The sequence below is a fragment of the Klebsiella sp. CSG-1 genome (assembly GCF_056521145.1).
Genome location: NZ_JBWNLD010000002.1, coordinates 293,196 through 312,880, shown reverse-complemented (window position 1 = coordinate 312,880; position 19,685 = coordinate 293,196). Strand labels below are relative to the sequence as shown.

General features: G+C 56.4%; 21 protein-coding genes. 9 read left to right on the top strand and 12 right to left on the bottom strand.

Annotated elements, in window-relative coordinates:
* Positions 1-19 precede the first annotated feature (19 nt).
* From AC007G_RS06045 to AC007G_RS06015, 7 genes are all read right to left on the bottom strand, one after another.
* Positions 20-1,216, bottom strand: a complete 1,197-nt coding sequence (locus AC007G_RS06045) for an NAD(P)/FAD-dependent oxidoreductase (protein ID WP_142629884.1) — start codon at positions 1,214-1,216, stop codon at positions 20-22.
* The gene (locus AC007G_RS06040; RefSeq protein ID WP_032697624.1) at positions 1,213-2,139 is read right to left on the bottom strand and encodes a VOC family protein; all 927 of its coding nucleotides are present in this window, start codon (positions 2,137-2,139) and stop codon (positions 1,213-1,215) included. The genes AC007G_RS06045 and AC007G_RS06040 overlap by 4 nt, the downstream gene beginning before the upstream one ends.
* A gap of 88 nt (positions 2,140-2,227) precedes the next feature.
* On the bottom strand, positions 2,228-3,016 hold the full coding sequence (locus AC007G_RS06035; protein ID WP_004867460.1) for an IclR family transcriptional regulator: 789 nt from the start codon (positions 3,014-3,016) through the stop codon (positions 2,228-2,230).
* Positions 3,017-3,030: 14 nt separating this feature from the next.
* Positions 3,031-3,780, bottom strand: a complete 750-nt coding sequence (locus tag AC007G_RS06030) for an SDR family oxidoreductase (RefSeq protein ID WP_032690779.1) — start codon at positions 3,778-3,780, stop codon at positions 3,031-3,033.
* Positions 3,780-4,802 (bottom strand): aromatic ring-hydroxylating oxygenase subunit alpha, encoded by a 1,023-nt coding sequence (locus AC007G_RS06025; RefSeq protein WP_032697622.1) that lies wholly within the window; start codon positions 4,800-4,802, stop codon positions 3,780-3,782. Before AC007G_RS06025 ends, AC007G_RS06030 begins: the two co-directional genes overlap by 1 nt.
* A gap of 10 nt (positions 4,803-4,812) precedes the next feature.
* Complete coding sequence (locus AC007G_RS06020) at positions 4,813-5,121, bottom strand: recombinase-like helix-turn-helix domain-containing protein (protein ID WP_032690777.1); 309 nt, start codon at positions 5,119-5,121, stop codon at positions 4,813-4,815.
* Complete coding sequence (locus AC007G_RS06015; RefSeq protein ID WP_004151769.1) at positions 5,118-5,441, bottom strand: Rieske (2Fe-2S) protein; 324 nt, start codon at positions 5,439-5,441, stop codon at positions 5,118-5,120. The genes AC007G_RS06020 and AC007G_RS06015 overlap by 4 nt, the downstream gene beginning before the upstream one ends.
* 429 nt (positions 5,442-5,870) lie before the next feature.
* Between AC007G_RS06015 and AC007G_RS06010 the strand changes: the two genes are divergently transcribed.
* On the top strand, positions 5,871-7,082 hold the full coding sequence (locus tag AC007G_RS06010) for an MFS transporter (RefSeq protein WP_032690776.1): 1,212 nt from the start codon (positions 5,871-5,873) through the stop codon (positions 7,080-7,082).
* 3 nt (positions 7,083-7,085) lie between these two features.
* On the opposite strand, the gene speB is transcribed toward AC007G_RS06010, so the two are convergent.
* The 4 genes from speB to AC007G_RS05990 all read right to left on the bottom strand — a co-directional run bounded on the left by speB (position 7,086) and on the right by AC007G_RS05990 (position 10,595).
* The gene (speB, locus tag AC007G_RS06005; protein ID WP_032690775.1) at positions 7,086-8,006 is read right to left on the bottom strand and encodes an agmatinase; all 921 of its coding nucleotides are present in this window, start codon (positions 8,004-8,006) and stop codon (positions 7,086-7,088) included.
* Between the two features lie 252 nt (positions 8,007-8,258).
* Positions 8,259-10,235 (bottom strand): biosynthetic arginine decarboxylase, encoded by a 1,977-nt coding sequence (gene speA, locus AC007G_RS06000; protein ID WP_004867474.1) that lies wholly within the window; start codon positions 10,233-10,235, stop codon positions 8,259-8,261.
* Positions 10,236-10,243: 8 nt separating this feature from the next.
* On the bottom strand, positions 10,244-10,360 hold the full coding sequence (gene yqgB / locus AC007G_RS05995) for an acid stress response protein YqgB (protein ID WP_015585756.1): 117 nt from the start codon (positions 10,358-10,360) through the stop codon (positions 10,244-10,246).
* Positions 10,361-10,445: 85 nt separating this feature from the next.
* On the bottom strand, positions 10,446-10,595 hold the full coding sequence (locus tag AC007G_RS05990; RefSeq protein ID WP_418324751.1) for a hypothetical protein: 150 nt from the start codon (positions 10,593-10,595) through the stop codon (positions 10,446-10,448).
* A 465-nt stretch (positions 10,596-11,060) separates the two neighbouring features.
* Between AC007G_RS05990 and metK the strand changes: the two genes are divergently transcribed.
* The 8 genes from metK (at position 11,061) to ruvX (ending at position 18,906) form a co-directional block, all read left to right on the top strand.
* Complete coding sequence (gene metK / locus AC007G_RS05985; protein ID WP_032690773.1) at positions 11,061-12,215, top strand: methionine adenosyltransferase; 1,155 nt, start codon at positions 11,061-11,063, stop codon at positions 12,213-12,215.
* Between the two features lie 403 nt (positions 12,216-12,618).
* Positions 12,619-14,013, top strand: coding sequence for a sugar porter family MFS transporter (locus AC007G_RS05980; protein ID WP_032690772.1), 1,395 nt, complete (start codon positions 12,619-12,621; stop codon positions 14,011-14,013).
* Positions 14,014-14,092: 79 nt separating this feature from the next.
* Entirely contained in the window at positions 14,093-14,593 is a 501-nt protein-coding gene (locus tag AC007G_RS05975) for a SprT family zinc-dependent metalloprotease (RefSeq protein WP_032690771.1), read from the top strand.
* Between the two features lie 94 nt (positions 14,594-14,687).
* Positions 14,688-15,395 carry a deoxyribonuclease I gene (gene endA / locus AC007G_RS05970; RefSeq protein WP_032697619.1) on the top strand — a complete coding sequence of 236 codons (708 nt, stop codon included), beginning with the start codon at positions 14,688-14,690 and terminating at the stop codon, positions 15,393-15,395.
* Positions 15,396-15,483: 88 nt separating this feature from the next.
* Positions 15,484-16,215 carry a 16S rRNA (uracil(1498)-N(3))-methyltransferase gene (gene rsmE / locus AC007G_RS05965; protein WP_142629888.1) on the top strand — a complete coding sequence of 244 codons (732 nt, stop codon included), beginning with the start codon at positions 15,484-15,486 and terminating at the stop codon, positions 16,213-16,215.
* 20 nt (positions 16,216-16,235) lie between these two features.
* Positions 16,236-17,183 (top strand): glutathione synthase, encoded by a 948-nt coding sequence (gene gshB, locus AC007G_RS05960; protein ID WP_032697616.1) that lies wholly within the window; start codon positions 16,236-16,238, stop codon positions 17,181-17,183.
* A gap of 743 nt (positions 17,184-17,926) precedes the next feature.
* Positions 17,927-18,490: a YqgE/AlgH family protein gene (locus tag AC007G_RS05955; protein ID WP_015585751.1), complete on the top strand. Its 564-nt coding sequence runs from the start codon at positions 17,927-17,929 to the stop codon at positions 18,488-18,490.
* On the top strand, positions 18,490-18,906 hold the full coding sequence (gene ruvX / locus AC007G_RS05950) for a Holliday junction resolvase RuvX (RefSeq protein WP_004867490.1): 417 nt from the start codon (positions 18,490-18,492) through the stop codon (positions 18,904-18,906). The genes AC007G_RS05955 and ruvX overlap by 1 nt, the downstream gene beginning before the upstream one ends.
* Positions 18,907-18,975: 69 nt before the next feature.
* On the opposite strand, the gene AC007G_RS05945 is transcribed toward ruvX, so the two are convergent.
* Positions 18,976-19,629 carry a LuxR C-terminal-related transcriptional regulator gene (locus AC007G_RS05945; RefSeq protein ID WP_032698802.1) on the bottom strand — a complete coding sequence of 218 codons (654 nt, stop codon included), beginning with the start codon at positions 19,627-19,629 and terminating at the stop codon, positions 18,976-18,978.
* Between the last annotated feature and the right edge of the window lie 56 nt (positions 19,630-19,685).

The window sequence follows — 19,685 nt, the reverse complement described above, 5'->3', positions numbered from 1 at the left end:
CCTTAAGGGTGCGCGGGTCTTATCGCAATGACATCAGCGAAAAGGCCAGGTCATCGAGCGGTACGGCGGAAAGATCTCTCCCCGCAGCCATCCAGCGTTTCGCCAGCTTGACGGTGCGAGCGTCGTTAAACGCCACCAGCTGAGTCAGGCGACCGTCAGCGTCGATCGAGAAAAATAGCGCTCCCTGCGGATCCCGGCGCGTCACCGTCCGACTGCCTGGCTGCGGAATGCCGAGGATCTGAATATTGTCGGCATATTGATCCGACCACAGCCATGGCGCGTCGGCGTAGCCGGCCGCCTGCGGGTTCAGCATCGCTTTCGCCGTCGCCACCGCCTGGTTCTGGGCAAAGGCCCACGACTGGATGCACAGGCCATACTGGTGATGCTGCGCCACATCTCCGGCCGCAAAGATCGCCGGGTCGCTGGTCTGTCCCAGGGCGTTGACAACGATCCCGCGATCGACAACCAGTCCCGCGTCCCGCGCCAGTTCGAGGTTGAGATCGACGCCGATCCCTACCACCACCGCATCAAAGGTTTCCCGCTGACCGTCGCAGTGAATAACCGGCAGACCGCCATCATCTTCCAGCTCCAGCGCACCGCAGCCGTGACGAATATCGACGCCCCGATCGCGATGGATCCGTGCCAGTTCCTGCGACACTTCCGCGCTTACCGAACGCATGCACAGCAGCGGCTGCTGTTCAAATAAGGTGACCGCGACGCCGCTTTTTCGCGCCGAGGCGGCAATCTCAAGACCAATCCAGCCGCCGCCGACAATCGCCAGCCGCGCGGTGGTCGCCAGCCGTTGCTTCAGGCGCTGCGCGTCCTGCCAGTGGCGCAGCGTGTAAACCTGCGGCTGTTTCGCCCAGGCTTCGCCGGGCAGGCGGGCACGACCGCCGGTGGCGATCAGCAGCTGGTCATAGCCGAGCTGTTCGCCGTTGCTCAGATGAACGCTTTTGCTCTGGCGATCGATGGCCTCAGCGCGCAGCGGGCGGAACCAGCGCAGGTTTAACGCCTGCTGCACCTCTTCGCTGAACAGACGCGGCAGCGGCGCATCGGCCTCCAGCAGCGTCGCTTTTGACAGCGGCGGACGCTCGTAAAAATCCCACTCTTCTTCCGCCACCACGCAAATCTCACCGTCGTAGCCTTCGTCACGCAGGGTTTTCGCCGCCCAGCCGCCCGCCTGGCCACCGCCGATAATGACTATTCGCGCCGTCATACCGCCTCCGGCTTTTTCTGCTGGCGGCGGGTATCGTGGTCGATCCCCCCTTCCACCGCCCACTCGGTAAAGGAGACCAGCGAGTGTTCCAGCTCGCGCGGGCGCCAGTTCTCCGTCAGGAAATCATCGTTGGTGTAGTACTCAAAAGCGCCGCCGGTCGGGCTGTTGACGTACCAGAAATAGGCGGAAGAGACCGGGTGACGGCCGGGACCAATAAAGGTGCTCCACGCGTTTTTATTCATCGCAATGCCGCCGCCAATCACTTCATGGATATCGCGCACGGTAAAGGCCACGTGGTTCAGGCCGCGCTTGCGGTTGGGCAGCTGCAATAAAAAGAGGTTGTGGTGGCCACCGCGTACGCCGCAGCGCAGGAATACCGCACGATTGATGTAGCGATCGGAAACCTGGAAACCGAGCACCTCACGATAGAAGGCCTCGACCGCCGCCAGCTCTTCGACGAAGAACACCACGTGGCCTACGTTGATCGGCTGCGCGCCGTCATACACCGGGCTTGGCGTATCAATCCGCCGCATATCGCCCCACTGGTTAATCGGCTCAACGTTCAGCGTCACCGCGACTTGTTGAGTGACCTGCACCCGCAGCGTCATGCCGTTGGGATCCTGGCACTCGAGGGCACCGTCAATCTCACGAAAGGCGGGCTGGCGGGACAATTTGGGCCGCAGAGCATCCAGCGCCGCCCGATCCGCCACGCCCCAGGTCATACGGCGTAGGGTGTTACCCGCTTCAAAGGCCGGCGGCAGATCCGGGCTATGGATCGGGTTCAGCTCCACCCGCGCGCCGCTTAAGGTGGTAAAACGCTGGCCGCTGGCGTCGCCCGCCAGGCCAAAATCACGCATAAACCTGGCGCAATGAGTCAGGTCGTCGACGCCAAATTCCAGCTTTTCAATTCCGGTTACGCTCATCGTTGGTAGCCTCTTTACCGTTCTGTCGCCCTGATTTGGGCGTAAAACATCCCCGACGCACGCAAGCGCCTGATGTTAAGTTATTGATTTAACTGGCTTGTGACAGGTAGCCTAAAAAGCCAGAAATTTTGTCCGCCGCCAGGCTGACGTCGCTTTGCAGCCGTTCCCGATCGCTTTGCGGGATCTCATCCGACGGCACCAGAATACTGACCACCGCCGCTACCCGACCGCTGCGATCGTAGACCGGGTAGACGATGGAAGAGATGCCGTGGCGGTAGAAAGATTCGCCAATCACATAGCCACGCGCTTTATCCTGCTGCACCATCTGCCATAGCGCTTCGCGATCGTGAAGTTGCCCCGGCGTATTGCCCGGCAGCCGTTCATCGGGAAACAGCTGCTCAAACTCGCCGCGCGAGACATCGGTCAGCAGCATGCGGCCCAGCGAGGTGCAGTGAACCGGCAGGCGGGTACCGATACTGACCTGATTGATCCGTGAACCGGCGGCGCTGACGCGGGCAATGTAAATAATGTCCCGACCGTCGCGGATCGCCAGATGACTGCTGCACTGACTGGTATCACGCAGCTGCTCGATCACCGGCTGGCCAACCTGCGCCACATCCAGCGACGCAATATATTCAAAGCCCAGACGCAGGACATTCATCCCCAGCGAGAAGGTATTGGTACGCGCGTTGCGCTCCAGAAACCCCATATACTCCAGCGTTTGCACCACGCGATAGGCGGTTGCTTTCGGCATATCCACCAGCCGATGCAGCTCGGCAAAGGTCAGATCGCGATGTTGCTCGCCAAATGCCAGCAGCAGCTGCAGTCCCCGCTCCAGCCCCGGCACCAGGTATTTCACTTCCTGAACGTTTGCCATACCGCCTCGCCTCTTTAGTTAAAAACAAATCCGCCGTTGACCGGAATCAGCTGCCCGGTAATAAACCGCGACAGGTCGCTTAACAGCCACACCACGCTGCCGGTGACATCTTCCGGCTGCTGGGCGCCGCTTAACGCGCGCCCGTTTTCGTACAGCTGATGACGCTCGGCAGGCACATATTCCGTCGCTTCAACCCGGGTCAGACCGGGGGCGATCGCGTTGATCCGAATACGCTTTTCGCCCAGTTCGCGGGCCATCGAGCGCGTCATGGCGATCACCGCCCCTTTGCTGGCGACATAGGCCATCAGCCGGGGGGCGCCCCACAGCGCGGTATCGGAGGCGACGTTGACGATCCCGGCCCCTTCACGCAACAGCGGTACCGCCGCCCGGGTCACCAGCCAGGTGCCTTTGACGTTTACCGACATCACCCGATCCCACAGATCCGGATCGTAATCGATCATATTTTTACCGCCGACGCCGGTGGCCATCGCCGCGTTATTGACCAGGCCGTCGATCTTTCCTCGTTCGCCGATCGCGAGGAACGCCTCCTCGATGGATGAGGCATCGGCCAGATCGATAGTCTGTGATTCAATGCGATAACCCTGCTCGCGCAGACGATGCGCGCTCTCCGCCAGTTCGCCCTGCAGGATGTCGCACATCACGACGTCAGCGCCCTGCTCCGCGCAGGCTTTGGCAAAATGAAAGCCCAGGCCGCGTGCCGCGCCGGTAATCACCATACGTTTGCCGGTTAACAGCCCGTTCATCAGGCCGCTCCCTGCTGCTCTTCCCGAGCTGCCAGCTGCTCTTTCGCCGCTTTTTGCATCATCCGGCGCAGACGAGAAAGGCCGACGTCATGCTGATACAGGTATTCGTGATCGCGGGCGTTCGGCGCCAGGCTTTCGAGCACCACGCGATCCTGCTCCAGCACTTCCCAGTGCAGTTTTTCCAGACGGTTGCGATACATAAAGCGCCACAGATCGCGCTGCCAGCCCTGCACGCCGCGAATACGCCAGAAGAAGACCCGGCAGTTGTCGTTATCTTCCGGCACCACCATGCCGACGATCCAGAAGTGGCCGCCCGGCCCAAAACGCTTCTGGTACGGGATAGACAGGCGCATCCAGTAAGCGCCGCTGTTGCCCAGCTCGACCCAGTCGAAGTTGACGCCGCTCTGGCCTTTTTTCTCAAAGATAAAGCCGGTTTTCGTTGGCTGCAGCACCATGTCGGCTTTGCGATCGCCTTCCGCCATTGAGTGCGAAGAGGAGTGCAGGTAGGTGCCGTGCATCGGGTCCATGACATTTTCCAGCGCATACTGATAGTTGCATTTCCACGCTGCGGTGCAGAGGAAGTTGCTGTATTTGTCGCTATCGGCCAGCTCTTCCGGGAAGGTGAGCGGTTCGGGCTGCTGGTCGGCCGTGGCCGCAAACCACAGGAATATCGCGCCATGCGCTTCCTGAACGTGGTAGCTGCGCACGCACTGCTGGCCCACCAGCGGACATTTGTCGACCGCCGGAACATCTTTCACTTCGCCGTTACCTGCCACTTCCACGCCGTGATACCAGCAGGCGATACGATCGCCGAGATTCCAGCCCATCGACAGACGAGCACCACGGTGCGGGCAGCGGTCTTCCAGCGCCTGCAGCTCTCCGTCCTTGTTACGCCACACCACAATTTGTTCGCCGAGACGGGTAATGCCCACCGGAGCGGACTGCACTTCCCAGCTCGCCAGAACCGGATACCACAGGCCACGTAAACCTTTATCGAGATAGTTTTGTACCGTTGTCGTCATCGCCGTGCCCTCAGTATCCGTTTACCTGCAAAAATACCCGAAAGCTCTCTTCGCTCCAGGCATCGCCTTGCCGATCGTGCATCTTCAGGGTATTCAGCCCGTCCACCAGCTGCGTCAGGCTCTCCGCCCCCTGCTCGAAAAGCGTTTCAAGGGTCGCGATAAGTTCCAGCTCCCAGCTTTCCGCAACGCGACTGCGGGTTTGCCAGATAAGGTTGTGATAATCGCCAGGCTTATGGATGTTGCCGTTCCCGCCTTCCGCAGGCGGCGTAAACTGGCGGCTTTCCGGCAGCGCCGGGTTAAAGTCCAGGGATTCGCTCATGCCACGTTCTCCTCGATAAAGGTAATCTGGATCTGATTGTCGTATACCCGCACCGGATAACGATTAAGGTTGCGCCCGCCGGGACCATGCAGACACTGGCCGGTTTTCACGTCGAATACCGCTTCATGCAGCGGGCATTCAACTTTGCCGTCTTCCACAAACCCCTGGCTTAACAGCGCATAGGCATGTGGACACACGTCTTCCAGCGCGTAGTACTCACCATCAATCAGATAAATACCGATTTCTTTACCGTCGATGTTGCCGCTATAAGGGAAATCTTCCTGTACCTGCTCTGCGTCACATACGCCTATCCAGCTCATCACGATCCTCCAGGCTTTTGTTTCATATATGAAACTCTGTTTCTTATTTAATACGGTCAATATAAAAGCGTTCAATCTTTCGTCAAGCGGCAATGTGAAGAATTTGTTAACCAGGGGCTGTTTAATTATCTAAGTGTGCAATTGATCACGAAAAAAAGTGGCAATATGAAATTGTGATATTTAAAGAGTGATATGAAATTAAATTAAGCTGTCGCTAAAAACCTCGTTAATAGCTATTGACTTTCGTTCTCAATGATCATTAAAAATGATAAAGGCAGCGCGCCATCAAGTTTCACTGGTGAAACAAAAGATTAAATTATTCATTTAAATCAACGAGTTTCACTAATGAACCATTTTACACCCGTGATTATCACTGCGATTTAAAAATAACAAGAACGATCCATCAATGAGCGAGGAAGAAGAATAACAATGACCGCAAAATGGCAGGGAACAATCGCATTATTGTTACTTATCATTATTTCTTACATTGACCGGGTAAATATTTCGGTCATGATTCTTAACCCCGATTTCGCCGCCCACTTTCATTTAAATGAAAACAGAATGTTACAGGGAATGCTGATGACCTGCTTTCTTCTGGGTTATGGATTCTCGGCGTTATTATTAACACCAGTTATAGAAAGTAAGCTGCATTACCGACAGGGATTGTTAAGCAGCGTGGTGATATGGGCGCTGGTCTGCGCCATCTCGCCGCTGCTGGGCTCACTAATGGGGATGCTGCTGGCCCGGATTATCCTTGGGATCGCGGAAGGTCCGCTGTTTTCCCTTAAAACGCGCTTTATTAGCGATAACTTCTCTGCCGAAGAGATCGGCAAGCCGAACGCCGTCACCGCCCTGGGGGTCTCGTTGGGGCTGGCGGTGGGCTTTCCGCTGGTGACTTTTTTAGTCGAGCACCAGGGGTGGATGGGATCGTTTTACAGCCTGGCGGGACTCAACCTGGTACTCGGCGGCGGAGCTATCTGGCGCTTTTTGCCGGCGCCGGCAGCCCCGGTAAACAGCGCGCGTCCCGGCTTGCAGCGGACCTTTCTGCTGGCCTGGCATACGCCGCTTCTCGGCTGGATCCTGCTGGTTGAGATTGCCACTCTCAGCTATCTGTGGGGCAGCAGCGCCTGGCTGCCGGCCTGGCTACGTGATGAACACCACTTTTCGCTGCAGGCCACCGGTTTGCTGGCCGCGATCCCATTTCTGCTCAGCCTCGGTTCAAAATTTCTCGGCGGCGTGCTGCTCGATAAGTTACGCCCGGAACAGGCGCCGCTGCTGTTTATCATCGGCGGCGCGCTGACCGCCTGCTCGGTCGTGGCGCTGATGCTTAGCCAGCAGCCGGCCCTGCTGGCGCTGTTCATGCTGTCGGCCAATATCTTCTGGGGATTGCAGGGGGCGGCGATACCGGCGGTAGTACAGCATCATGCGCCGCGCCAGGCGGTGGGCAGCGCTTACGGCATTATTAACGGCGTGGGTAACATCTGTGCGGCATTTATTCCGCTGCTGATGGGAATGGTGATGAAGTCGGCGGGATCGGTGAGTTCAGGATTTTCCGTGCTGGTGGCCTCGCAGGTGATAACGCTGCTGGCCGGGGGAATGCTGCTGCTGCGCATGCGTCGCGCAGCAGCAGTGAGCGCGTAAGGTTTATTCGCCTTTTTTCGCCGCCTGGATGTAGAGCATTTCCAGCGCCAGGGTCGCCGCTGCCAGGGCGGTGATCTCGGACTGATCGTAAGACGGAGCCACTTCCACCACGTCCATCCCGACGATGTTCAGATCCTTCAGACCGCGTACCAGCTTGATCGCGCGATCGGAGGTCAGACCGCCGATCACCGGCGTACCGGTGCCCGGGGCAAACGCCGGATCCAGGCAGTCGATGTCGAAGGTCAGGTACACCGGCATATCGCCGACGATCTGCTTCACCTGGGCGATGATGTCATCGACGGTGCGATCGTTCACCTGGCCGGCATCCAGGACGGTAAAGCCGTTATCCTTGTCGAACTCAGTACGAATACCGATCTGCACAGAGTGGTTCGGATCGATCAGCCCTTCTTTCGGCGCGGTGAAGAACATGGTGCCATGGTCGAATTCGCAGCCGTTGGCGTAGGTGTCGGTATGGGCATCAAAGTGCACCAGCGCCATTTTACCGAAATGCTTCGCGTGGGCGCGCAGCAGCGGCAGGGTCACGAAGTGGTCGCCGCCGAAGGAGAGCATACGCTTACCGGCCGCCAGCAGTCTTTCCGCATGCGCCTGCAGCTTCTCGCTCATCTCACGCGCGTCGCCGAAGGCGTAAACCAGATCGCCGCAGTCAACCACGTTCAGGCGCTCGCGCATGTCGAAGTTCCATGGGAAGCGGTTATGTTCCCACGCCAGGTTGGTAGAGACCTGACGGATCGCCGCCGGGCCATGACGGCCGCCCGCGCGCCCGGAAGTCGCCATATCGAAAGGTACGCCGGTAATGACCCAGTCAGCATCGCTGTCGTACGGCTGGAAATTCAGCGGCAGACGCAGAAAACCAAACGCGTTAGATACCAGGGAGTTATCGTATTGATGACCTAAGGTGCTCATGGGTATGACCTCTTTTTACAGTCGGTGTATGTAACTACAGATATAAAAAAACCCTTCCGCGTCGTTAGGCCCGACGAGGAAGGGTTTGAATAGGGTTGCTGCTTATATAGGCGAATTATCGCCGTTAATGTCTACGGGTTCAAGAGAGTATAGCAAATACCGAACCGTAGCTTGTTGCTGCCGGATGACGCTTCGTCTTATCCGGCCAGCGTCCGTAGGCCCGGCAAGCGCAGCGCCGCCGGGCAACAACGGTTACTCGTCTTCCAGATAAGTATATCCGTACAGCCCCGCTTCAAACTCTTCGAGGAACTGCTGCTGCAGCGCTTCGTCGAGACCGGAGTTTTTCACCTGATCGCGGAACTGGGTCAGCAGCGTGTTCGGATCGAGCTGCACATATTGCAGCATATCCGCCACGGTATCCCCTTCGTCGGAGAGCTCAACCTCAACGCTGCCGTCAGGGAAGACGAATACGTCCACCGCTTCGGTATCGCCGAACAGGTTGTGCATATTCCCGAGGATCTCCTGATAGGCGCCAACCATAAAGAAGCCCAGCATCGGCGGATTTTCAGGATCGTATTCCGGCATCGGCATGGTGGTGGCAATCCCGTCGCCATCCACATAGTGGTCAATCGCGCCATCGGAATCGCAGGTGATATCCAGCAGCACCGCGCGGCGTTCAGGCACCATGTTCAGCCCTTCCAGCGGCATCACCGGAAACAGCTGATCGATACCCCATGCATCCGGCATCGACTGGAACAGCGAGAAGTTGACGTAAATCTTATCCGCCATCCGTTCCTGCAGTTCGTCGATAATCGGTCGATGCGCACGGTTGCTCGGGTCGAGCTGTTTCTGTACTTCATGGCACATGTTCAGATACAGCTGTTCTGCCCAGGCGCGCTCCTGAAGATTGAAGGTACCGGACGAGTAGCCGATATGAATATCGTGGAGATCCATCTGGCTGTCGTGCAGCCATTCACGCAGCGAGCGGCGGTTGCCGGTCTCGTGCATCTCCTGCCAGGTTTCCCACATACTCTGCAGCGGACGCGCCGCGTCTTGCGCAGGCGGGGTCGCTTCGGTGTATTCGTTACGTTCAACGCCGATGATGTTGGAGACCAGCACGGTGTGGTGAGCGGTCACCGCGCGCCCGGATTCGGTAATCACCGTCGGGTGCGGCAGGCCGTTCTCTTCACAGGCATCGCCAATCGCCCAGATAATGTTGTTAGCATACTCGTTCAGGCCGTAGTTCACCGAACAGTCAGACTGTGAGCGGGTACCTTCATAGTCCACGCCGAGACCGCCGCCGACATCGAAGCACTGAATATTAACGCCGAGCTTATGCAGCTCAACATAGAAACGCGACGATTCACGCACGCCGGTGGCGATATCGCGAATGTTGGCCATCTGCGAGCCGAGGTGGAAGTGCAGGAGCTGCAGGCTTTCCAGATGCCCTGCCGCACGCAGAATCTCAACCAGCTGCAGAACCTGCGTTGCCGCCAGGCCGAACTTCGATTTTTCACCGCCGGAAGACTGCCATTTACCGGAGCCCTGCGAGGCCAGACGCGCACGCACGCCAAGGCGCGGCACGACATTCAGGCGCTCGGCTTCTTCCAGCACAATGGCGATTTCCGACATTTTTTCGATGACCAGATAGACCTTGTGGCCCATCTTTTCGCCGACCAGCGCCAGACGGATATACTCGCGGTCTTTGTAGCCGTTACAAACAATCACGCTGCGGGTCATACCGGCGTGCGCCAGTACCGCCATCAGCTCCGCCTTGGAACCGGCTTCCAGACCCAGCGGTTCACCGGAATGGATCAACGACTCAATCACGCGGCGGTGCTGGTTAACCTTGATCGGATAGACCAGGAAGTAGTCGCCGTTATAGCCATAGGACTCACGCGCGCGTTTAAACGCGGCGTTAATCGAACGCAGGCGGTGTTGCAGAATCTGCGGGAAGCAGAACAGTGCCGGCAGGCGCTGCCCCTGCGCTTCGCGTGCTTTCACTAATTCTGCAAGGTCAACGCGCGCTTCCGGGACGTCAGGATCCGGGCAAACGCTGATATGGCCCAGTTCGTTAACGTCGTAGTAGTTATTACCCCACCAGGCAATATTGTAAGTACGTAGCATTTTGCTGGCTTCCTGGGAGCTCATCGCAACCTCCTGCATGGAACGTAGTACGCCGTGTTCGCCTGCTGACGAAGGCGAAACTGAAGAAATGTCGTCAGACATAGCGAACCTCAAATTGTAATATTGACTACTATCGCAGTCCGAAGACGCGATAACAACCCATGAACAGTCCTAAACCCCAGCAGATAGTGCTGGCTTTGCGACTGCGCGACCGGTTTCTTATTCATATCATAGTAAAACACATACCCGAACGTAGTATGACAGTCCGGAGAAACCACGAGAAAACCCTTGCGACAGCAAGAGCGCCCTTGTTCAGTTTTCAGATAGCCTGCCGGCCCTGGAATCCTGAGAAGCGCCGAGACGGGTAGAACATCGGCTGATTTGCATGAAAGAGATGCAGATTGCGGGATAGCGACGCGCGACGGAACGACGCGACGAGTCGGATGAAAAACGTGGGTTCATTATCTGATATCACCTCCACACTGCCCCGATACGGGCCAGCGATAAGCCAAAGCTAGACATACCACAGCAGGTGCCAAAACACCGCTGCAGATTTCTGTAAAAACAGACTGCTTAACCCGGCTGGAAGTGGCGTCACGAGATGGGCTTCGTGCGCTTTTTTAATGAGCCGCGCGCGGCGTTTTATACCGATAAGCCGGCTAAAATGCAAAATAAAAATGGGCGAGTTGCCGCGAATGGCAGGAAAAATTGCCACCCTCTATTTTTCGTCAATGCGATCTGCATCAAAAAAGGCTGGAAATGGGATTAAGATTTGACCTAAAATAGCCATCCAGAAGTTAATCCGTCTATACTGATTAACACTCAGACTGCTCGTGTCACTACCTGCAAGTTTTGGTAGAATCATCTACCACAGCTAATCCACACAACAGTATGAGCTACACGAATACTCCACAGGTAAAATAAAACATGGCAAAACACCTCTTTACGTCCGAGTCCGTATCAGAAGGGCATCCAGACAAAATTGCTGACCAAATCTCCGACGCCGTGCTGGATGCGATTCTCGAACAGGATCCGAAAGCGCGTGTCGCGTGTGAAACTTATGTCAAAACTGGCATGGTGCTGGTCGGCGGTGAAATCACCACCAGCGCATGGGTTGATATCGAAGAGATTACCCGTAACACGGTTCGTGAAATTGGCTACGTGCATTCCGATATGGGCTTTGATGCCAACTCCTGTGCCGTACTGAGCGCCATTGGCAAACAGTCCCCGGATATCAATCAGGGCGTTGACCGCGCCGATCCGCTGGAGCAAGGGGCGGGCGACCAGGGCCTGATGTTTGGCTATGCCACTAACGAAACCGACGTCCTGATGCCGGCGCCGATCACCTATGCTCACCGTCTGGTGCAGCGTCAGGCTGAAGTGCGCAAAAACGGCACGCTGCCATGGCTACGTCCGGATGCGAAAAGCCAGGTGACCTTCCAGTACGACGACGGCAAAATCGTCGGTATCGATGCCGTGGTTCTGTCTACTCAGCACGCGGAAGACATCGATCAGAAATCCCTGCAGGAAGCGGTGATGGAAGAGATCATCAAGCCGGTTCTGCCGACTGAATGGCTGAGCAGCGCGACCAAATTCTTCATCAACCCGACCGGTCGTTTTGTTATCGGCGGCCCGATGGGCGACTGCGGTCTGACCGGCCGTAAAATCATCGTGGATACCTACGGCGGCATGGCTCGTCACGGCGGCGGCGCGTTCTCTGGTAAAGATCCTTCTAAAGTTGACCGTTCCGCAGCCTATGCCGCACGCTATGTCGCGAAAAACATCGTTGCGGCAGGCCTGGCTGACCGTTGTGAGATTCAGGTCTCCTACGCTATCGGCGTGGCAGAGCCGACCTCCATTATGGTGGAAACCTTCGGTACCGAAAAAGTGCCGTCCGAGCAGCTGACTCTGCTGGTGCGTGAATTCTTCGACCTGCGTCCTTACGGCCTGATCCAGATGCTGGATCTGCTGCACCCGATCTACAAAGAGACGGCGGCATACGGTCACTTTGGTCGTGAACATTTCCCGTGGGAAAAAACCGACAAAGCCGCTCTGCTGCGTGAAGCTGCCGGCCTGAAATAATCCCGACGTTTTTCTCCTGCCATGGCCAGCCTCGCGCTGGCCTTTTTGTTTTCCCCCCTTCCACACTTTCCCCCTTACGCCCGCCACTCCCGCATTGCCGCCGAACCTTTCCACCATTCAATGAAAGCGATTACATTAGAGCTGTAGCCAGAAATCATGCACGATAATGAGTTAGTGAAACAATTTTTCACCATATTGCATTATGTTTCAGGGTTATCTGATTATCGCTTTCCTCAGGAGGTTTTATAATCACCTATCTATTTGAAATTAATCTATTTTAATAGATTACGTTTCTTTACCTTAGTGTAACCGATTACACAGCCGTGACTGATATCACGTTTTTTTGCGATAGACTCCCCTACCCTAAGCATCGACAGAATCAATAACTCAACTGGAGGGCGTTATGCCTGACAACAAAAAACAAGGGCGCTCGAACAAAACGATGACGTTCTTTGTCTGTTTCCTCGCCGCACTGGCAGGTCTGCTTTTCGGCCTTGATATCGGTGTTATTGCGGGTGCCTTACCCTTTATTGCCAACGAGTTCCAGATTAGCGCTCACACTCAGGAGTGGGTGGTAAGCTCCATGATGTTCGGCGCTGCGGTCGGCGCCGTCGGCAGCGGCTGGCTCTCCTTCCGTCTCGGTCGGAAAAAGAGCCTGATGATCGGCGCGATCCTGTTCGTCGCCGGTTCGCTGTTCTCTGCTGCCGCCCCGAACGTTGAAGTGCTGCTCGTCTCCCGCGTGCTGCTCGGCCTGGCCGTTGGCGTCGCGTCGTACACCGCTCCGCTGTACCTGTCGGAAATTGCACCCGAAAAAATCCGCGGCAGCATGATCTCCATGTACCAGCTGATGATCACTATCGGGATCCTCGGCGCCTATCTGTCGGACACCGCCTTCAGCTACAGCGGCGCATGGCGCTGGATGCTGGGCGTGATTATCATCCCGGCAATTCTGCTGCTGATTGGCGTTATCTTTCTGCCGGATAGCCCGCGCTGGTTTGCAGCCAAACGCCGCTTTGTTGATGCGGAACGCGTACTGATGCGCCTGCGTGATACCAGCGCCGAAGCCAAACGTGAACTGGATGAGATTCGTGAAAGCCTGAAGATCAAGCAGTCTGGCTGGGAACTGTTTAAAGAAAACAGCAACTTCCGCCGTGCCGTATTCCTCGGCATCCTGCTGCAGGTGATGCAACAGTTCACCGGGATGAACGTCATCATGTATTACGCGCCGAAGATTTTTGAACTGGCGGGTTATACCAACACCACCGAACAGATGTGGGGGACCGTGATCGTCGGTCTGACCAACGTGCTGGCGACCTTCATCGCTATCGGGCTGGTTGACCGCTGGGGCCGTAAACCGACGCTGATCCTTGGCTTTATCGTCATGGCCACCGGCATGGGCGTTCTGGGCACCATGATGCACGTGGGTATTCACTCAGCCACCGCCCAGTACTTCTCCGTGCTGATGCTGCTGATGTTTATCGTTGGCTTCGCCATGAGCGCCGGCCCGCTGATCTGGGTACTGTGCTCCGAAATTCAGCCGCTCAAAGGCCGCGATTTCGGCATCACCTGCTCTACGGCAACCAACTGGATTGCCAATATGATCGTCGGCGCCACCTTCCTGACCATGCTTAACTCGCTGGGCAGCGCCAACACCTTCTGGGTCTACGGCGGTCTGAACGTCCTGTTCATCCTCCTTACCCTGTGGCTTATCCCGGAAACCAAAAACGTGTCGCTGGAACACATCGAACGTAACCTGATGAAAGGCCGCCCGCTGCGCGAAATCGGCGCTCGCGACTGACCGTTAACGCTTCCTCCTCTCGCGGGAGGAAGCGTCTGCCTCTTGCTCTCCCCTTCACGGCGCACTATCCTCTGGCGCTATGAAAACGCCCCGAATTCCCATCGCCATTCAGCAGGCCATTATGCGCAGCCTGCGGGAAAAGCTCGCCCAGGCCAACCTCAGGCTTGGCCGTCAGTACCCGGAACCGAGCCTGGTCTATCAGCAGCGCGGCACCTCCGCCGGTACCGCATGGCTGGAAAAGAACGAAATTCGCCTCAACCCGGTACTGCTGCTGGAAAACCAGCAGGCCTTTATCGATGAGGTCGTCCCGCATGAACTGGCGCACCTGCTGGTGTGGAAACACTTCGGCCGCGTGGCGCCGCACGGCAAAGAGTGGAAATGGATGATGGAGAGCGTGCTCGGCGTCGCCGCCCGCCGCACCCATCGTTTCGAACTCGACTCCGTTCGCCAGAACACCTTTCCCTACCGCTGCCAGTGCCAGCAGCATCAGCTTACCGTCCGTCGCCACAACCGCGTCGTGCGGGGAGAAGCGACTTACCGCTGCGTTCGCTGCGGCGATCTGCTGGTCGCTGAAGAGTAAATATCGGGTACAACTGGAAATTTTCTGATCTGACTGATTGCATCTGACAATCGCATTCGCTACGTTGCGGGCTCGTTTTGACACGGAGTTCACGATGTCCCGTATTTATATTTTTGCCGCGGCGTTTCTGACCGCCGCCTGTAGCGGCCAGGTCGCGGCCGAAGGAATCAACAGTTTCTCCCAGGCGAAAGCCGCCGGGGTAAAGGTCAATGCCGATGTCCCCGGCGATTTCTACTGCGGCTGTAAAATTGACTGGCAGGGGAAAAAAGGCGTTATCGATCTGGAGTCCTGCGGTTATAAAGTGCGTAAAAATGAAAACCGCGCCAGTCGGGTCGAGTGGGAACACGTCGTTCCAGCCTGGCAGTTTGGCCACCAGCGCCAGTGCTGGCAGGACGGCGGACGGAAAAACTGCGCCAAAGATCCGGTCTATCGCAAGATGGAAAGCGATATGCACAACCTGCAGCCGGCGGTGGGCGAAGTTAACGGCGACCGCGCCAACTTTATGTATGGCCAGTGGAACGGCGGCGAAGGCCAGTACGGCCAGTGCGCCATGAAGGTCGACTTTAAGGATAAGGTTGCCGAGCCGCCCGCTCGCGCCCGCGGTTCTATCGCCCGCACCTACTTCTATATGCGCGATACTTATCAGTTGACCCTCTCCCGCCAGCAAACCCAGCTTTTTACCGCCTGGGATAAGATGTATCCGGTCACCTCCTGGGAGTGCGAACGCGACGAGCGCATCGCTAAAGTACAGGGCAACCACAATCCGTACGTCCAGCAAGCTTGCCAGGCGCAAAAGAGCTAACCTACACTAGCGGCAATTGTTAATTTGCAGGTGCCGCTTTCCCCCGACATGGAAAAGCGGCACCTGCGCGAAGAACGGAATAGCCAGCATGCGCATCCCTCGCATCCACCACCCGGAACCTGTTACCGTAGGTAGTCAAATCGCCCTCTCTGACGATGCCGCCAATCACGTTGGCCGCGTATTACGTATGGGCAAAGGCCAGGCAATCCAGCTTTTTGACGGCAGCAATCAGGTTTTCGATGCCGTGATCGCCGAAGCCGGAAAGAAAAACGTGTTAGTTGACGTGCTCGGCAGCGAGACCGACGATCGCGAATCCCCTCTGCATATTCATCTGGGCCAGGTGATGTCGCGCGGCGAAAAGATGGAGTTCACCATCCAGAAATCGATTGAACTCGGTGTAAGCCTCATAACGCCACTGTTTTCCGAGCGCTGCGGCGTTAAACTGGATGCCGAACGTTTGCAGAAGAAGATCCAGCAGTGGCAAAAAATCGCCATCGCCGCCTGCGAGCAGAGCGGCCGCAACGTGGTGCCGGAGATTCGCCCGGCGATGCAGCTGGAGGCCTGGTGTGCTGAGCAGGATAATGGCCTGAAGCTCAATCTGCACCCGCGCGCCAGCGCCAGTATCAACACGCTGCCGTTGCCGGTTGAACGCGTTCGTTTGCTGATTGGCCCGGAAGGCGGCCTGTCAGCGGAAGAGATTGCGATGACCGCTCGCTACCAGTTTACTGATATTCTGTTGGGACCGCGCGTTCTGCGTACAGAGACAACTGCGCTCACTGCCATTACCGCCCTGCAGGTGCGTTTTGGCGACTTAGGTTGAAGCGTTAACGGAGAATAACCATGATCAAGCTCGGCATCGTGATGGACCCCATCGCAACCATCAACATCAAGAAAGACACCAGCTTCGCTATGTTGCTGGAAGCGCAGCGTCGCGGCTATGAACTCCATTATATGGAGATGAACGACCTGTACTTAATCAACGGGGAAGCCCGCGCCCGCACGCGCAAGCTCAGCGTGGAGCAGAATTACGATAAGTGGTATGAGTTTACCGGTGAGCAGGATCTGCCGCTGGCGGATCTCGACGTCATTCTGATGCGTAAGGATCCGCCGTTCGATACCGAGTTTATTTACGCGACCTATATTCTTGAACGTGCCGAAGATAAAGGCACGCTGATCGTCAATAAGCCGCAGAGCCTGCGCGACTGTAACGAGAAGCTGTTTACCGCCTGGTTTGCCGACCTGACTCCGGAAACGCTGGTGACCCGCAATAAGGCCCAGCTGAAAGCCTTCTGGGAAAAACACGGCGACATTATTCTGAAACCTCTGGACGGCATGGGCGGTACCTCTATTTTCCGCGTGAAAGAGGGCGATCCTAACCTGCCGGTCATTGCGGAAACCCTGACCGAGCTGGGCAGCCGTTACTGCATGGCGCAGAACTACCTGCCGGCAATTAAAGATGGCGATAAGCGCGTGCTGGTTGTCGACGGTGAGCCGGTGCCTTATTGCCTGGCGCGTATCCCACAGGGTGGTGAAACCCGCGGTAACCTCGCTGCCGGTGGCCGCGGCGAAGCACGTCCGCTGAGCGATAGCGACTGGGCCATTGCGCGCCGCGTCGGGCCAACGCTGAAAGCTAAAGGGCTGATCTTCGTCGGTCTGGATATCATCGGCGATCGTCTGACGGAAATTAACGTCACCAGCCCAACCTGCGTGCGTGAAATTGAAGCGGCGTTCCCGATCTCCATCACCGGTATGCTGATGGACGCTATCGAGAAGCGCCTCGGAAAATAGGATCATTCAGGCTAACGACCCGTATCGTTAGTCTGCAAAATCTTCTGATTCAACGAAAGATTTCAGGCTACAGGCAGGCGATGACGCAGCGAGTGCCCGGGAGCCTAGTCCGCTATGTGACCGGGTTGAGCGAGGAAATCAACGCCCCTGTCGCCTGAAAGATACGCCGCGAGATTCAACGAAAGATTTCAGGCTACAGGCAGGCGATGACACAGCGAGTACCCGGGAGCCTAGTCCGCTATGTGACCGAGTGGAGCGAGGAAATCAACGCCCCTGTCGACTGAAGGATACGCCGCGAGATTCAACGAAAGATTTCAGGCTACAGGCAGGCGATGACGCAGCGAGTACCCGGGAGCCTAGTCCACTATGTGACCGGGTTGAGCGAGGAAATCAACGCCCCTGTCGCCTGAAAGATACGCCGCGAGATTCAACGACAGATTTCAGGCTACAGGCAGGCGATGACGCAGCGAGTACCCGGGAGCATAGTCCACTATGTGACCGGGTTGAGCGAGGAAATCAACGCCCCTGTCGACTGAAGGATACGCCGCGAGATTCAACGACAGATTTCAGGCTACAGGCAGGCGATGACGCAGCGAGTACCCGGGAGCATAGTCCACTATGTGACCGGGTTGAGCGAGGAAATCAACGCCCCTGTCGCCTGAAAGATAAAGTTGAATCGACAGGTCCTTGCTTTACCCGCATACTGGGTGCTGCTTTTTGAACCAGGAACAGAACCTCTGACAATGAATTTACAGCATCACTTTCTGATTGCCATGCCTGCTCTTCAGGATCCGATATTCCGCCGCTCCGTGGTCTATATCTGCGAATACAACGACGATGGCGCCATGGGCATTATCATCAATAAGCCGCTGGAAAACTTGCAGATTGACGGAATTCTGGAAAAGTTAAACATTGTCGCTGAACCGCGCAATCCGGAGATTCGTCTGGATAAGCCGGTGATGCTCGGCGGGCCGCTGGCGGAAGATCGCGGTTTTATTCTGCATTCACCGCCTTCTGATTTTTCCTCCAGCATTCGCATCTCCGATAACACGGTGATCACCACTTCCCGCGACGTACTTGAAACGCTCGGCACGGACAAGCAGCCGGCTAACGTGCTGGTCGCCCTGGGCTATTCCTCCTGGGAAAAGGGTCAGCTGGAGCAAGAAATCCTTGATAACGCCTGGCTGACGGCCCCGGCGGACCAGAATATTTTGTTTAAAACGCCTATTGCCGACCGTTGGCGCGAGGCGGCAAAACTTATCGGTATCGACATTGTGACGATGCCCGGCATAGCGGGGCACGCGTAATGAGTGGAACTCTGCTGGGTTTTGATTTCGGTACCAAAAGTATCGGCGTGGCGGTCGGCCAACGCATCACCGGTACCGCCCGCCCTCTTCCTGCGCTGAAGGCGCAGGATGGTAAACCGGACTGGAACGTTATCGAAAAGCTGCTTAAAGAGTGGCAACCAGAGGCCGTCATCGTCGGCCTGCCGCTGAATATGGACGGGACTGAGCAACCGCTCACCGCGCGCGCGCGTAACTTCGCCAATAAAATTCACGGCCGCTTTGGGGTGAAAATCACTCTGCACGACGAGCGTTTGAGCACGGTAGAAGCCCGTGCCGGGCTATTTGAGCACGGCGGATTCCGCGCCCTGAACAAAGGCAGCATTGATTCTGCCTCCGCGGTGATTATCCTGGAAAGCTACTTCGAGCAGGGCTTCTGATCCCGAAGCCATGATGATGGCGCCCTCTTCTGCGAAGTGGCGCCATCGCTCTTTCGCCTGTCTTAATGCCTAGTGACGTAAATGCTCATTGGCCCAGCTGACTGCCTGGGTGCGGTTTTTGACGCTCAGCTTACGGAAAACATTGTACAGATGTGTACGTACCGTGTTTTCACTGATAAACAGCGCGCGAGCAATATCCATATTGGTTGCACCGCAGCGTAATTCATTGAGAATTTCACATTCACGCTCGGTGAGCGGCGAACTCTCCGTCGGGATCGATGTATGATCCGCGGCATACATCGCCGGGTGCATCACGCTCAATTCAGCCGTCTGTTCGCCATTAAGTACGGCCTTAACGCCCTCAATTAAACGCGATTCATCATCGTCATGGCGGAAAACGCCATACAGCGCTGGCCACTGCGCCATTTCATAAAGCTCATATTTTTGTGCGCTGTTGATAATCAGCAGCCGCGGGTTTTCCGCGCAAGATCGAATAATATCTCGCCACAGTCCGTTGAGCTTTTTATTCGACACGGCGATATCAAATAATATTACCGACTCTTTCGGCAGACGCTGAGTTAGCGGTTTGTTAATATTATGGAGCGTCACCCTGACCGACAATGTATTGGTCAGGTAATTGGCAAATGCCTGACTCTGAATTGACGGATGAGTAATAAAAACGATCTGACGGGAAGAAGATAAATTACCTGAAAAATTAATCACTTAAAACTCTCCTTAGCAAGCACCCACCATCATGGCGGTTAAATGAATTAAACCTA

What these genes read in the sequence shown, in the direction of transcription:
- AC007G_RS06045 (WP_142629884.1), bottom strand. Translation starts at nt 1,216, where the DNA reads ATGACGGCGCGAATAGTCATTATCGGCGGTGGCCAGGCGGGCGGCTGG.
- AC007G_RS06040 (WP_032697624.1), bottom strand. Translation starts at nt 2,139, where the DNA reads ATGAGCGTAACCGGAATTGAAAAGCTGGAATTTGGCGTCGACGACCTG.
- AC007G_RS06035 (WP_004867460.1), bottom strand. Translation starts at nt 3,016, where the DNA reads ATGGCAAACGTTCAGGAAGTGAAATACCTGGTGCCGGGGCTGGAGCGG.
- AC007G_RS06030 (WP_032690779.1), bottom strand. Translation starts at nt 3,780, where the DNA reads ATGAACGGGCTGTTAACCGGCAAACGTATGGTGATTACCGGCGCGGCA.
- AC007G_RS06025 (WP_032697622.1), bottom strand. Translation starts at nt 4,802, where the DNA reads ATGACGACAACGGTACAAAACTATCTCGATAAAGGTTTACGTGGCCTG.
- AC007G_RS06020 (WP_032690777.1), bottom strand. Translation starts at nt 5,121, where the DNA reads ATGAGCGAATCCCTGGACTTTAACCCGGCGCTGCCGGAAAGCCGCCAG.
- AC007G_RS06015 (WP_004151769.1), bottom strand. Translation starts at nt 5,441, where the DNA reads ATGAGCTGGATAGGCGTATGTGACGCAGAGCAGGTACAGGAAGATTTC.
- AC007G_RS06010 (WP_032690776.1), top strand. Translation starts at nt 5,871, where the DNA reads ATGACCGCAAAATGGCAGGGAACAATCGCATTATTGTTACTTATCATT.
- speB (WP_032690775.1), bottom strand. Translation starts at nt 8,006, where the DNA reads ATGAGCACCTTAGGTCATCAATACGATAACTCCCTGGTATCTAACGCG.
- speA (WP_004867474.1), bottom strand. Translation starts at nt 10,235, where the DNA reads ATGTCTGACGACATTTCTTCAGTTTCGCCTTCGTCAGCAGGCGAACAC.
- yqgB (WP_015585756.1), bottom strand. Translation starts at nt 10,360, where the DNA reads ATGAATAAGAAACCGGTCGCGCAGTCGCAAAGCCAGCACTATCTGCTG.
- AC007G_RS05990 (WP_418324751.1), bottom strand. Translation starts at nt 10,595, where the DNA reads ATGAACCCACGTTTTTCATCCGACTCGTCGCGTCGTTCCGTCGCGCGT.
- metK (WP_032690773.1), top strand. Translation starts at nt 11,061, where the DNA reads ATGGCAAAACACCTCTTTACGTCCGAGTCCGTATCAGAAGGGCATCCA.
- AC007G_RS05980 (WP_032690772.1), top strand. Translation starts at nt 12,619, where the DNA reads ATGCCTGACAACAAAAAACAAGGGCGCTCGAACAAAACGATGACGTTC.
- AC007G_RS05975 (WP_032690771.1), top strand. Translation starts at nt 14,093, where the DNA reads ATGAAAACGCCCCGAATTCCCATCGCCATTCAGCAGGCCATTATGCGC.
- endA (WP_032697619.1), top strand. Translation starts at nt 14,688, where the DNA reads ATGTCCCGTATTTATATTTTTGCCGCGGCGTTTCTGACCGCCGCCTGT.
- rsmE (WP_142629888.1), top strand. Translation starts at nt 15,484, where the DNA reads ATGCGCATCCCTCGCATCCACCACCCGGAACCTGTTACCGTAGGTAGT.
- gshB (WP_032697616.1), top strand. Translation starts at nt 16,236, where the DNA reads ATGATCAAGCTCGGCATCGTGATGGACCCCATCGCAACCATCAACATC.
- AC007G_RS05955 (WP_015585751.1), top strand. Translation starts at nt 17,927, where the DNA reads ATGAATTTACAGCATCACTTTCTGATTGCCATGCCTGCTCTTCAGGAT.
- ruvX (WP_004867490.1), top strand. Translation starts at nt 18,490, where the DNA reads ATGAGTGGAACTCTGCTGGGTTTTGATTTCGGTACCAAAAGTATCGGC.